The sequence below is a fragment of the Streptosporangium sp. G11 genome (genome assembly GCF_051192615.1).
GTDB lineage: Bacteria > Actinomycetota > Actinomycetes > Streptosporangiales > Streptosporangiaceae > Streptosporangium.
The window spans coordinates 1-13,396 of record NZ_JBPJUQ010000128.1 but is presented as its reverse complement, the minus strand read 5'-3'; the positions used below and the strand labels follow the sequence as shown (position 1 = coordinate 13,396).

At 66.6% G+C, this 13,396-nt stretch carries 8 protein-coding genes and 1 pseudogene; all 9 read right to left on the bottom strand.

The genetic code is table 11. The annotated features are described in order from the left end of the window. The coding region (locus tag ACSDR0_RS46460) for a glycosyl hydrolase (RefSeq protein WP_435295389.1) at positions 1-1,145 on the bottom strand (1,145 nt) is incomplete at its 3' end. Between the two features lie 29 nt (positions 1,146-1,174). Beyond that, a complete protein-coding gene (locus tag ACSDR0_RS46455; RefSeq protein WP_435295388.1) occupies positions 1,175-3,067 on the bottom strand; it encodes a glycoside hydrolase family 26 protein in 1,893 nt (630 codons plus the stop codon). Then, positions 3,064-5,499, bottom strand: coding sequence for a cellulase family glycosylhydrolase (locus ACSDR0_RS46450; RefSeq protein WP_435295387.1), 2,436 nt, complete (start codon positions 5,497-5,499; stop codon positions 3,064-3,066). Before ACSDR0_RS46450 ends, ACSDR0_RS46455 begins: the two co-directional genes overlap by 4 nt. 90 nt (positions 5,500-5,589) lie before the next feature. Next, a complete protein-coding gene (locus ACSDR0_RS46445; RefSeq protein WP_435295386.1) occupies positions 5,590-6,492 on the bottom strand; it encodes an ROK family protein in 903 nt (300 codons plus the stop codon). Continuing rightward, a complete protein-coding gene (locus ACSDR0_RS46440) occupies positions 6,489-8,837 on the bottom strand; it encodes a glycoside hydrolase family 2 protein (protein ID WP_435295385.1) in 2,349 nt (782 codons plus the stop codon). The genes ACSDR0_RS46445 and ACSDR0_RS46440 overlap by 4 nt, the downstream gene beginning before the upstream one ends. A gap of 7 nt (positions 8,838-8,844) precedes the next feature. Next, positions 8,845-9,669: a carbohydrate ABC transporter permease gene (locus ACSDR0_RS46435; protein WP_435295384.1), complete on the bottom strand. Its 825-nt coding sequence runs from the start codon at positions 9,667-9,669 to the stop codon at positions 8,845-8,847. Beyond that, complete coding sequence (locus ACSDR0_RS46430) at positions 9,666-10,583, bottom strand: carbohydrate ABC transporter permease (protein ID WP_435295383.1); 918 nt, start codon at positions 10,581-10,583, stop codon at positions 9,666-9,668. Before ACSDR0_RS46430 ends, ACSDR0_RS46435 begins: the two co-directional genes overlap by 4 nt. A gap of 10 nt (positions 10,584-10,593) precedes the next feature. Next, positions 10,594-11,772, bottom strand: a complete 1,179-nt coding sequence (locus ACSDR0_RS46425) for an ABC transporter substrate-binding protein (protein WP_435295382.1) — start codon at positions 11,770-11,772, stop codon at positions 10,594-10,596. A 653-nt stretch (positions 11,773-12,425) separates the two neighbouring features. Further along, positions 12,426-13,396: pseudogene (locus ACSDR0_RS46420) on the bottom strand (chitinase); the annotation flags it as partial.

Here is a 13,396-nt window from a genome sequence, read left to right as displayed (position 1 = left end):
CACACCTGCACCGCCGTGCCGTTGGCACTGTTGGCACCCGACACATCCACACATTTGCCACCCGCACCGGTGATCTGCCCCGTCCGCGGCTGCGGGTTGGGGCCGCCGGGTGAAAGGCTGACTTCGCCCTGGTTGAGGACTCTGGGGTGAAAGTAGGCGCTTTGGATCTCGGCGTTGGAGTTGCTTCCGCGTAGCTGCTCCGACCAGATCATGAAGTAGCTCCACCGGGTCTGGCTGGTGAGCAGACTCGCGTTGGGGATCTTCCCCATCTCGGCCAGAGCGATGGGCTTGGAGCCGGCGATGTTCTGGATCTGCTGGTAGTCGCTCTGGCTGGGGTGGGATTTGTACCAAACATCCAGGGAGACGACATCGACGTAGGACGATCCCGGGTAGTAGGCGGCCCAGTTGCCGGCCGGGTTGTCCTGGACGTTCCACACCCAGATGAGGTTGGTCAGGCCCTTGCTCATCAGGTGATCGCGGGTGATCTGGTAGAGGCGGGCGCCTCCGTTGGGCCCAGGGCGATTACCCCACCAGTTCCACGCCTCGTTCATCTCGTGCAGCGGACGGAACAGGACGGGCACACCCGCATCTCTGAGCTGCAGCAGGTAGGGCACGACCTCGTCCAGCCGCTGCTTCCACGCGGTGTTGAGCGCGGTGCCGTTGGTGATGATCTGGGTGAACTGGCTGTTGGAGATCGAGGTCTTCACGCCCCCGTCGAACTCGCAGGTCGTGCCGCCGGTGGGGGTACAGACATGCCAGGTCAGCGCCACGAGCGAGCCGTTGGCCCACTCGGCCTTGGCCTGGTCGACGACGCGCTGACGGTTGGCCACGTCTGGGGCGCGGAACATCAGGTCCCCGCCCCACAGGCCCGGGTACTGGCCGGTGATGTCCCTGACCTGCTGGGTGTACTGGCTGGGCAGGCTCGCCGGTTCCTTGTTGTGCTGACCGGAGACGATGTTGCGGCCGGTGATCGAGCTCAGGTAGTTGATGACGTCCTGCCGGGACGCCGCCGGGAAGGCCTGCGCCTGCGGGACAGCGACGACCGTCAGGCCCATGACGGCCAGAGCGGTAACCATGATCACGCTGAGCGCGTGACGGATTCGGCCGGCGAGATGGTGCCGGAGCCGTGGTGGGGGGTGATTCACGATTGTTCTCCTTGGGGGGTGCGCCGCTGCTAGCGGCGGTTGTGGCGAGTGGAGAAGCGCGGTGTGTCGGCAGTGCCGAGCGTGCTGCGATAGAAGTCGGCTATAGCCTCCGGAGTGTTGTAGTTCCAGGTCCGGGCGCCCCAGGGCATCGTCAGCGTCCAGTTCGGCTGAGCGGCGCGCTCGGCGCGGGTCGGCAACACGAATGTCTCGCCGATGATCATGGGCTTGCCGTCGCGGCGGGCGATCGACCGAGCCTGCTCGTAGTGACGGGAGGCGTATCCCTCGGTGTCGTAGAAGTCGACGGACAGCACGTCGTAGTACCGCTTGCCGGGGCTGAAGCTCGACCAGTCGTTGGCGTCGTATTCGGCCAGGCCGCCCTCCAGACCTTCGTAGCGGTCGAACTTGGGGTCACCGTCGGCCCAGCCGTAATTGTCGGGGAGGTCTTGGATATTCCAGACCCAGAGGATGTTGGACAAGCCCTTCTTCTTCTCCAGGTAGTCATGGAACATCCGGTACAGCCCCGCGCTGCCGTTCGGGCCTGGACGTCCTCCCCACCAGAACACATGCTGGTTCATCTCGTGGAAGGGGCGCAGGAGCACAGTGACGCCGGCGTCCTCCAACTGCTGCAGGAAACGTGCGTATTCGTCCATACGCAGCTTCCAATTGGTGTTCAGCGGGCTGCCGTCGGTCATCAGCTCGGCCCACCGGTCGTTGTGGAGATAGCTGAAGATCCGGTTGGGGCCCGGGAGCGTCTCGTGCGCTTGGTCGCCGCCCCAGCCGCCCTCGCGCTCCTGGGCGACGGTGTACTGCGGTGGTGAGACGTGGAACATGATCTGCACGAGGCTGCCGTTGGCCCACTGCCGCTTGATCTCGTTGATCATGTTCTGGCGGAAGGGGACGGTGCCACCGGTGAGGAAGTCGGCGCTGTAGAGGGCGGGGTAGACACCGAATTGGTTGGCCACTCGCTGGTGCAGCACGTCGGCGTTGGCCGGGTCGCCGTAGGACAGGTCGTGGTGCATCGCCGAGAGCATGCCACGGCCGGTGAGCCGCTTGAGGTAGTCGAGGACGTCCACGCGTGGCGGCAGTTGCCTCACGTGCAGGCGCAGGGGCCGGTTGACGTCGATGGTGAAGGTGATGCCCTCATGGTGCAGCTTGACCTGCTGGAGCGTGACCGTGGCGCGGCCCCGCGCGGCGAAGTCACCTTTGGGCACGAAACGGTCGAAATTCGGCAGCACGTGCACGTTGCTGGAGATGTAGCGTGCCTGCACGATCCTGGCCCCGGGCGGCATGGTGGCCACCCGGTTGAGGAGGGTGAGCAGGTTGCCGATGCCGTCGGCCTGCAGGGTGTCGCGCGGGAAGGAGATCTGCGGGATGCGGGGTTTGTCGGCGAAGACGAGTTCGATGTCGTCCACGGTGAGGCTTCCCTGGGTGGTCGCGCCGACCTGGTTGATGTAGATGGCGAAGGAGACGACGCCGGAGGTGTTGAGCGTGCCGGTGCCCGACTTGGGCTTGAAATCGGTGATCGGGATGCTCAGGTGCTGGGGTTCGGTGGTGGTGAGCGTGCTCAGATGGGCCTCGTAGGAGGCGCCGTCGTTGAGCTGGAGCAGGATGTCTTGGCCGGGTGTGAAGTTCTGGATCCACATATCGACCGTCTTCAGGCCGGGCCAGTAGCCGTTGACCGAGCGGATGCGTCCGGAATAGCCGCCGGACAGGGAGTAGTCCAGCCGCATCGCCTTGCCGTTCGGCCCGTCCACCAGGGTGGCGATGTTGGTGCCGCCGTTCGGGTTGGGAGTGTAGGCGGCCGACAGTTGGGCGTTGTCGGTGTAGGTGGAGAAGTCGTCGAGTGTTTCGCGGTACTCGGCCTGTCCACCGCCGACCAGCGTCGTGATCATCATGAGGGTCGCTGCCCAGATTCGTATCATGGCTGCTCCTTGGGGTAGGCGACGATGTCGTCGACGGTGATCCGGCCCGCGCCTGCCCCGCCGAGGTAGATCGAGATCTCCTCGAACCGGGTGAGGTCGAGCGTGCCGCCGTTGGCCCACGGGGGCGGGGCGAAGGCGGAGAACGGGATGCGGATTAGCCCGGACGCCTGTTGGTCGAGGGTGGTCTCCCAGTAGCGGCCCGCGGCCACGAACTGAACGGTGACCTTGGCGTTCGCCGCGGCGGTGTCGAGCTTGAGCTGGAGTCCTTCGTGACCCCACAGGTCGAGGGGTTCGGTGAGCTTGTGGATCACCCCGGCGTAGCCGGCGGCACTGAGCGTGTAGTCGAGCCGCATCGCCCCGTCGAGCAGTGTGGGAGTGATGGGATCGCCGCCGGTGTTGCTGGTGTAGGCGGCGGCCAGCGCTTCGGTGGAGGGATATGACGTGTAGTCGTCGATCGTGGCCGGCGTGGTCGGCAGGGCACGCGTGGTGAAGGCCAGGCTCTGGCTTGGCGTGCTACCGACGACGTTGGTGGCTGTGACCTTCCAGTGGTAGGTCGTGCCGGGTTTGAGCTCGGCGGGCGGTACGTAGGAGGTGCCGCGCAGTCCGGTGGCCTCGATGACCGGTTCGCTCAGGTCCTGCCGCTTCGAGACGACGAGCGTGTAGTGGGCGGCCGCCGGGGCGGCCGTCCAGGTGAACGTCGGCGCGACAGCCGCCTGGCCGGAGGCGGGGGCGATGAGCTGGAAGGTGCCGGGCGCCGTCGTCACCGGCGCCGGGTCGGCCGACCACAGGGTAGCTTGGGCCAGCCCGCCCACCCTGCCCTTCCAGGCGAAGGTCACCTGTGCGGCGCCTTCGGCGTCGGCCCGGACGTGGTAGCGCCGTGCGCCCGCCCGGCTGACCGTGGTACGCAGCACAGTACCGCCGACCCGCACCTCGACCTCGGGGCGCCGGTCGGCCACCACCTCGAAGGCGACCGCGCCGATGCGGTTTCGGCTCCACGTCACCGAGGCCGGGCCGGCACCGTCCGGAGTGGCGTATCCGGGGACGATGGTGAGGCCGGAGTGCGCGCTCGCCAGATCGAACGTCTCCAGCGGGTCGACCAGAACGATCTCACGGCTGCGCAGCCGGACCGGGTCCGAGGGCCGGCCCGGCTTGCCGTGCCGGTCGAAGGGCACCACGCGATACCACACCTCGCCGCGCCCGTGCCGATCCATCCACGGTGTGTCGTTGTCGCTGAGCAGACCCTGATGGGCCGGCCGCCAGCGGCCGTGACCGGCCGAGCGCTCGACACGGTATCCGGTCGCGCCCGCCGTGCCACGCCACTGCAGGACATTGACCCCGGCCTGCTTGGCGATGTCGGTGATCAGCGGCTGGCCGAGCACGAACCGGGGTGTGGTTCTCGCGAAGGCCATCTGGGCGTCGACGGCGGCACGCATGCGTGCGTCATCGCCCGGGTAGTGCATGGTGAAGCCGTCGGCGTGCTGGACGAACCCGTGCCGGTCGTGATGGCCGAAGAGCGACCACGAGGCCACGCCGCTCACCCGGGTGTCGTCCTTGAGCGGCGCGAGCAGGTCGGTGCTCGCCGAGGGCGATCCGTACTCCCCGGCGACGTACACCTTCCCTGCGCCGGTCACCGCCGCGGCGTCGGCTTGGATCTGCGCCGCCGTCGGTGGGTAGTAGTGCACGTCTACGATGTCGACGCCGGGAGCGTTCAGTGCCGCCTGGTCCACCCCGAACTGCCGGCCGGCCGCGATGAGCTGCCTGGGCGCCCATGCGCGAAAGCGCTCGCTCATGGTGGCGATCCACTGGGGGGTCATGCCGTTGAGCTCGTTGCCGAGTTCCCACGCCATGATCGTGGGGTCATCCTTGTAGGCGCGCCCCGTGAGCGGGTTGACGTGGTTCATGACGTGGTTGACGTAGTGCTGGTAGTCGGCGATGGGCCGCTCGTCGCTGTAGAACGCCTCCGGTGGCAGGCCGTAGGGGGCGGTGAAATCACGCCTGCCGCCCGCGTAGTAGTGCCATTCGTCGGTCATCGGCAGGATCAGCCGCAGGCCGATCGACCCGGCGTAGGCGATCGCGTAGTCGACGGTGGCGAAGGCCACCGGGTTGTAGTCGCGGCTGCCGCGGCGGATCGCCAGCTCGTGCGCGCCACCGGCCGCCATGCCCGAGCGCACCACCGTCAGGCCCATGGCCTTGGCGGTGTCGAGGGCGTCGCGGATGCGGAAGAAGGTGGGGTAGGCGACGCCGCCGACGTTCTCGTCCAGTCCCAGCCAGTAGATGTTGGTGCCGGCGAAGCGGAACGGCTTGCCGTTCAGCTCCAGCCGGGAACCGTCACGAGTGACGAATGCGCGGGAGCCGGCCTGTGATTCGCTGTGAGAGCCGCCCTCGAAAGCGGCGTGGGCGGGTGCGGGTACGGCGAGTGTGCACAAGGCCACTACGACGACCAACAGGAGGCGGGTCATGTGAGGGGGGCGCACTTCGGGGGTGGGCACATGACGTCGGGGTGTCCTTCCAGGATGGATCGGCTAATGCGGGACGGGCTCCAATGCTGGGTGCGCGTAGGCCAGGGCGGCGGCGCCGAAGAGGCCGGCCTCGCGGCCCAGGGACGTCAGGCTGATGCGCACACGTTGGGCGAAATCGAGCCCGGCTTGCGCCACGACAGCCTGGCGCAGGGGGGTCAGCAGAAGCGGGCCGGCGGCGGCGACACCGCCACCGATGACGACGTCGTCGACGTCGAGCAGGGTCGCGGTGGTGTGGATCCCCGCGGTGAGGGCTTGTGCCGAGCGGCGGAAGGTGGCGAGCGCGACGGGCTCGCCTGTGTTCGCGTCGGCGGCCAGCTGCCGTGCGTCGTGACCCTGCCAGCCGCGCGCCTGGGCCCAGCGCACCATGTTGGGGCCGCTGGCCAGGGTCTCCAGGCAGCCGGTCGCTCCGCACGGGCACGGATCGCCGGCGGGGTCGACGACGATGTGACCGATGTGACCGGCGTTGCCTGTAGGCCCGGTGTACGGCCGGCCGTCGAGGATGAGGCCGCCGCCGATGCCGGTGGAGACGACGATGCCCAGCAGAGCGCGGGAGCTGCGCTCGTAGCCGCCTTTCCACCACTCACCCAGCGCCATGCACTGGGCGTCGCCGGCGAGTGCGACGGGCAGGCCGGGCAGCAGGCCTGCGACCACCTCCACCAGCGGGAAGTCGCGCCAGGCGGGGATGTTGACCGGGCTCACGGTGCCCGCGCCCGCCTGGAGCGGGCCGGCCGAGCCGATACCGACGGCCGCCAGACCGGGTCTGGTCATCGCTTCGATCAACGCGGTCAGCGTCGCGGTCGGGTCGGATCCGACGGGCTGTTCCGATCGGGCGAGTATCGCCCCCTGAGGGTCGATGACGGCGGCGGCGAACTTGGTGCCGCCGATGTCGATGGCAAGGACCGTCATCGCGCCTCGTTAACGCAGCGCAGCACCGGGAAGCGGGTCAACGCGGCGGCGTCGAGCTCCTGCCTGGAGCGGATGCGGAAGGTGACACTCTCGCCCGGCAGCAGCGTGACCAACTGGTCGTCGATGACCGCGTCCGGGTCGAGCCGGTCGGGGAAGATCGCCAGCTCGCGCAGCACGGTCGTGGCGGTCACGTGCACGCGAAGCTCGTCCTCGGCCCGCTCGACGCGTGCCTCGAAAGCGGCCGCCGGATAGGCGACGGCCGGGTCTTCGGCGAAGAACCGCACCGCGCGGGCGTCGCCGACGGTGGCCACCAGGAGCTCTTCTGCGGGGTTGGTGACGCTGGATAGCGTGCGCGGCAGCGACACCCGCTCAACTGAGCGGGCCGGCACACAGACGGAGAAGTATTCTTTGGCAAGAGGGGCGCCGGTCAGGTCGTGCCGGGTGACGGCCAGTTCACCGGCCCACTGGTGATCGGTGTCGTTGACGAGAGCAACGGCGTCCTCTTGGAAGGTGACGAGCTGATCGGCAAAGGATCGCCGCAAGCCGTACCAGAGGGGTTTCAAACGGCCTTCGCCGTCGACGGCGGCCCAGGAGGTCACCGGCCAGCAGTCGTTGAGCTGCCAGACGATGGCGCCCATGCAGTACGGCATGAGGGCCCGGTAGCGCTCTACGCCGAAGGCGAGCGCGCGGGCTTGGTTGAGCTGGGTGTAGTAGTGCCAGTCGTCGAAGGTCTCCGGCTGCGGCAGGTGCTCGCCGAGACCGCGCAGAAGCTTGCCCTCGCCGTCGATCGCCTTCTGGTGAGACACCGGCGGTGTCTGTGTGCTGCCCCGGCGCAGGGTGGCGTAGGTGGGCGGGCCCTGGAAGCCGAACTCGGCGACGAACCGGGGCCGGTAGGCGGTGTAGGTGGTGTAGTCCTCGCGGTTCCACACATCCCAGATGTGAATCGTGCCGCGTGAGGGGTCCTCGACGTCCAGCTCGGGCGCGCCGGAGTAGGGCGTGCCCGGCCAGTATGGGCGGGTGGGATCGAGCTCGGCGACGATTCCGGGCAGCAGGTCGTGGTAGAAACCGGCGCCCCAACTGCGGCCCCGCAGCTTCTCGCGCCATCCCCAGTGCTGGTCGCCCCACAGGTTCTCGTTGTTGCCGCACCACAGCACGAGCGAGGGGTGGCTCGACAGGCGGGCCACATTGTCGCGTGCCTCGGCCTCGACCTCGGTGCGGAAGGGCTCCTCCTCGGGGTAGGCGGCGCAGGCGAAGGTGAAGTCCTGCCACACCATCAGGCCCAGCCGGTCGGCCAGCGTGTAGAACGCATCCGACTCATACAGGCCGCCACCCCACACCCGCAGGGTGTTGGCACCCGCCCCGATGACCTGGTCGAAGCGCTCAGCCAGGCGCTGCGGCGTCACCCGGGTGGGAAAGCAGTCGTCGGGGATCCAGTTGAAGCCCTTCATGAACACGGGCCGCCCGTTGATCACGATCCGGAATGCCTCGGGCTCCAGCTCGACCGTGCGAAAGCCGATCTCCCGCGTCCATTCCTCCGCGTCGGTCCGTACCGTCAAGGGGTACAGCGGCTGCTCGCCGTACCCACGTGGCCACCACGATTCGACGTCGGTCACATCAAGCCGGATCACCACGGTGTCATCGCCCGGCGCCAGTCGTACCTTTCGGGAAATCCCCGCCACCTCGGCGTCGACGGTGACCTCCCGGCCATGCCGAGCCTGAGCGGTGTGGCCGGATCGCTCCACGGTGACGTGCACGTCCACCCCGTCGGCGCGTACCAGCGGCCGCACCTCGGCCAGGCGCGCGCCCGACCAGGAGTGCAGCCCGATCGAGCGCCAGATCCCGGAGGTGACCAGCGTGGGACCCCAGTCCCAGCCGAAATTGCAGGCCATCTTGCGGATGAACATGAACGGCTCGTCGTAGGGACCTGGCCGTGGGCCGTGCGCGGCCGACTGCTCCTCGGCATAGGCGTATGGTGCGGCGAACCGGACGGTCAGTTCATTGCTCCCGGCCTGTAGCACATCGCGGACGGAGAAGCGGTAGGAGCGGTGCATGTTGGCCGTGGTGCCGATCTCAACCCCGTTGAGCAGCACAGTCGCGACGGTGTCCAGCCCGTCGCAGACCAGGTCCACTCGCTCGTGCCCATCAGGTTCCCAGTCGAAGGTGGTGCGGTAGGTCCACTCGGTGCGGCCGATCCAGCCCACCTCGGCCTCATTGGCGTCGAGGTAGGGATCGGCGATCGCGCCGGCGGCGAGCAGGTCGGTGTGGACGCAGCCGGGGACCGCCGCAGAGATCTCGTGATGGTCGGCTCCGGACAGGGTCCAGCCGTCGACCAGCGGTCGATACATGTTTCTCCTATTTGATGGCCCCGGAGGCGAAGCCCCGGTAGATGAACCGCTGAAGCAGCAAGAAAACGATGAGAGAAGGGATGATCACGAGGACCGTACCGGCCGAGATCACTTCCCAATGGGCGCCGTAGGGGCCCTTGAAGCGGAACAGGGAGGTGGAGATCGTGCCGAGGTCGCGCGAGGGCATGTAGAGGAAGGGGATGTAGAAGTCGTTGTAGATGACCACGCCCTTGACGATCACCACGGTGGCGATCGCGGGCTTGAGCAGGGGCAGGATGATGCGCCGATAGACGGTGAAGGAGTTGGCGCCGTCCAGGCGCGCTGATTCGTCCAGTGAGGTCGGGATGCTGCGCATGAACTGCACGAAGATGTAGATCGACACGATGTCCGTGCCCATGTAGAGCAGGATCGGCGCCCAGCGCGTGTTGAAGGCGCCCATGCCCTCGATGATCTGGAAGGTCGCCACCTGTGTGGTGATGCCGGGCACCAGCGCCGCCACCAGGAAGCCCGCCATGACCAGCTTCTTCAGCCGGAACTGGAAACGGTCGATCGCATAGGCCGTCATGGAACCGAGGGCGACCGTCGCCAGGACGGAGAAGAACAAGATGAAGGTGGTGTTCCACAGCGCCGACAGCATTTTCCCGTCGACGAATGCGGTGACGAAGTTGTCGAAGTTGAGCCAGTTGTCGGGCGCCGCCAGCGGGCCCTTGGTGGCCATCTCGCGGCCGGTACGCAACGAGGTCAGCGCAATCGTGACGAGCGGGACGAGCACCGCGGCGGTGGCCAGCACCAGCGACAGGTATTTCAAGAAGACGGCAACGGCTCGCTTCATGACATCTCCACCCGCTCGTCCGGTACCAGGATTCGCTGCAGCCAGGTCACCAGAAGCACCAGGCCGAGCAGGACGATGGCCGCGGCCGAGGCCAGACCGACCTTGTCGAACTGGAAGGCCAGCTTCAGGGTCTGGATGACGAAGGTGGTGCTGTTGTTGGAGCCGCCGGTCATGATGAGCGGGATCTCGAAGACCGCCAGCGATCCCGAAATGGCAAGGATCGTGGAGATGCTGACGATCGGCTTGAGCGCCGGCAAGGTGATGTGGCGAAACTGCCGCCACGTGCTCGCGCCGTCCAATGCCGCCGCCTCATACAGGTACGGGGGAACGGCCTGGATGGCGCCGAAGAAGAGCACGAAGTTCACGCCGAGGAAACGCCAGACCGACACTCCGGCCAGCGAGGCGTTGACCAGGTCCGGGTCGCCCAGCCACAGCTTCGGCTCGGCGCCGAAGGTACTCAGCACGGTGTCGAGGGTGCCACCGGGCTGGAAGAAATAGAGGAATACGAAGCCGATCGCCACCCCGTTGACCAGATAGGGGAAAAACAAGATCCCCTTGAAGAAGTTGCGAAAGCGCATGTTGGAGCTGAGGAGCACAGCGAAGTAGAGCGCCAAGATGATCTGCACCACCGCGCCGACCAGGTAGAACAGGCTGACGAAGAAGACTTGGAAGAGCTTGGGGCGGGTGAACAACTCGGTGTAGTTCTCCAGCCCGACGTACTGGCTGGTGGGCGACAGGCCGTCCCAATCGGTGAAGCTGTAGGAGATCAGGTTGGCCACGGGCACATAGGTGAAGGTCAGCAGGAGCGCCACGGGCACCGCCAGATACGCCCAGTGCGTGAAGCTCCACGCGTGGCGCCTTCGCCGGTGGCGGTTCGGCAAGTCTGGCGGGCCGCCGTGGTGCCGGCCCGCCATCACCTTCAGGTCACTCGCCAACGGTCGCCCTAGCCTCGGCCCACCGCTTGTTCAGGTCGGCGAAGATACTGTTCAGATCGCCCTTGGCCGCCCCGCGCGCGGTGTCGACGATGTTCTGCCGGTAGTCGGGCGAACCCAAGCCGATCTCCGAGGCCTTGTCGATCGTGTCGACCGCTTCGGTCTTCTTGTTGTCCATCTGCACGAACTTGACCCCGGCCTCCTCGAACGGCGTCAGGCTCGACGGCAGGGGGGCGCCCTTGACCGAGGAGATCGACAACGCGGCTTGCGCGTCGCCTGACTTGGTGATGAACCACTCGACCCAGGCCTTGGCCGCTGGCTTGTTCTTGGAGTGCACGTTGACCGCGTACTGGTAGTCGGGCCGCACCGATGTGCAGAACTGCCCGTTGGTCTGGCTGGGGAAAGGCATGTAGGCGATGTCGTCGGGGTTCTGGCCCGCCTTGGTCGCCGCCTCCTTCATCTGCACGACCGCCCAGGAGCCGAGCGCCATCGTGGCGATCTTGCCGCTGGCGATGAGGTTCTTGGACTCCTCCCAGTTCGTGGTGTTCGGGTCAGCCTCGGTGAGCTTGTTCGCCACCACGTCGAACAGCAGCTTGTCGGTGACATACAGCGGCTGGCCCGGCGCCCACGGGTTGTCGGTGTCCGCGAGCTTGTCACCGCCGGCCGGGTCGCAGCCGATCGAGCCCAGCGCGTGGCCCCACATCGTCAGCGGCCACATGTCCTTGTAATTGGTGTAGTACGGCGTGGCCTCGGTCTTGTCCTTGATCGCCTTGAGGCCGGCGAGGAACTCCTCCGGCGTCTTCGGCCACTCCTTGACGCCCGCTTTCTCCCAGACGGCCTTGTTGTAGACGAAGCCCTGGGCCGAGCCGATGTTGGCGATGCCGTACACCTGATTGTCGACGGTGGCGCGGTCGGTGAAGTTGTACTTCTTCGACAGCTCGTCCGCGGTGCCGAGCGGCTCGAAGAAGGTCGGGTACTGGCTGACCTTCGCGTTGTTCGGGATTGACAGGACGTCTCCGTACTCCGTGGAGGTCATCCTGATCTTGACTTCGCCGTCGTAGTCGGTCAGGCCCTCGAACTTGACCTTGACGTTGGGGTAGGTCTTGTTGAACTCCGCCGCGTACTTGTCGGCCAGGCCGCTCTCCACCTGGTCGGTACGGTTGGTCAGCACCGTGATGGTGCCGGAGATCTGTTTCGGGTCGGCCGGTGCGGCCCCCGTTGCCGCTGGCTGACTACTTTGCCCGCCGCAACCCGCGACGGCCACCAGGCATGCGGAGATTACGGCGGTCGCCACGCGATGAGCCACGGCTCCTCCTAATTTGCAGGAATGAACGCCCTTAACCGGGCAAGTAAAGTGACGATAAGGTTCGAACGACAACGATGTCAACGGGGCGTTACGTGATTGCCACCTGAAGCACCTTGAAGTGGTGAAACTCCTGATAGGCCACGCCGCTCCGAGGTCTGACCATGAAGCGAACCGCGAAGTTTACCGGTTCATCAACCCACTCGGGAACAGCGCGACAGGGTGGCGAAAAGGCGTCAGCCGCCGCGACGTCGAGGAACAGTGCGGGAGACGGGGCCGGCTGCCACGACGACGCGGTGCCGACCGAAAAAAAGGGGGCGCGCATGAACCCGTCCGTGGCAGGTGAGAATCCCCTGCCGAAATCGAGGGGCCCGTACGGGAGCCTTTGTGGAGGATCAGCCGCGAGAAGTACCACCACCGCTTGAACACGGCCTGGTGGTCGGCTCGCCGATGTCCCTGCAGGGCCGTTGACAAGAGGGGAGTCGAAAGACGCGCCGCCGCGGCGTATGCGAGAACCCTTGTCAGAATCCTGCGGTGACCCGAGTGAAGTCCCAAGCGCTCTGGGGAACGCCGCTACAGGTGTCGTTGAAGCCACCTGGGCAGGGCCGATCACGGTTGACCGACCAGAACGCCAGTCGGGTCAGCCCCTTGGACCTGGCCCAGTCGCGGATCTGTGTCCAGGCGGCGACAGTGGTAACCTCGCGCTGGTCGGATAGGCCATTCATGCCCGAGATGCCCATCCGGGCATAAGCTTGTGCATCGCTCCAGCCGAAGGCGTTCTTCAGGGCGTTTTTAAGCCCCTCGGAGGCGCTGACGGTGTTGGCGTAGATGTTGGCGCCGCCGAAGTTGAACGGCATGATCGTGTAGTTGTCGATCGGCACACCGAGCTCGCGCGAGCGGTTGATCAGGCGCACCCCGGCCGCGTCGGGGCCACTGATGCCGGTGCCGAAGGTGACGGCGATCTTGACAGCGGGATTGCCCTGCTTGACGATCTTCAGGCCGTTGAGGATGCGATCCTGGACGGTGTAGTTGGTGAATTCGTCGCTGTTTTCAATGTCGAAATCCACTACCGCGGGGCCGACGGCATTGATGACCTGCTGCACGGCCGCGGCGTAAGCGGCCGGAGTGGAGCAGTTGGGCCCGAGCTTGTTGCCCGACCAGCCGCCGAAGGACACCTGGACATTGCCGCCTCTGGCTTTGATCGTATTGATCGCCTGCTGGTCGGCGCCGCCCGTCAGCGGCCGGTGGCCATCCCAACGGGGCACACAGCCGCCGCCGGACAAGATGAAGGCCATGGTGAAGGACTTCACGCCGGTGGCGTCCATGACCGTGCCGGGGCTGGGCGGACTGCCCCAGCCCATGTAGAGGTAAGGGGCCCCGGCCATCTTGCTCGGCGACGGGTCGCTACTTCCTGCGGGCAGGGTCCAGCGTTGCCAGGCGTTGGTGTTGCAGTCCCAGATCTGCAGGCGGGTACCGTTGGCGGTGTTACCGC

Excerpts from the sequence above, each read along its gene's own strand:
- ACSDR0_RS46455 (WP_435295388.1), bottom strand. The coding sequence starts at position 3,067 with ATGATACGAATCTGGGCAGCGACCCTCATGATGATCACGACGCTGGTC.
- ACSDR0_RS46440 (WP_435295385.1), bottom strand. The coding sequence starts at position 8,837 with ATGTATCGACCGCTGGTCGACGGCTGGACCCTGTCCGGAGCCGACCAT.
- ACSDR0_RS46445 (WP_435295386.1), bottom strand. The coding sequence starts at position 6,492 with ATGACGGTCCTTGCCATCGACATCGGCGGCACCAAGTTCGCCGCCGCC.
- ACSDR0_RS46430 (WP_435295383.1), bottom strand. The coding sequence starts at position 10,583 with ATGGCGGGCCGGCACCACGGCGGCCCGCCAGACTTGCCGAACCGCCAC.
- ACSDR0_RS46435 (WP_435295384.1), bottom strand. The coding sequence starts at position 9,669 with ATGAAGCGAGCCGTTGCCGTCTTCTTGAAATACCTGTCGCTGGTGCTG.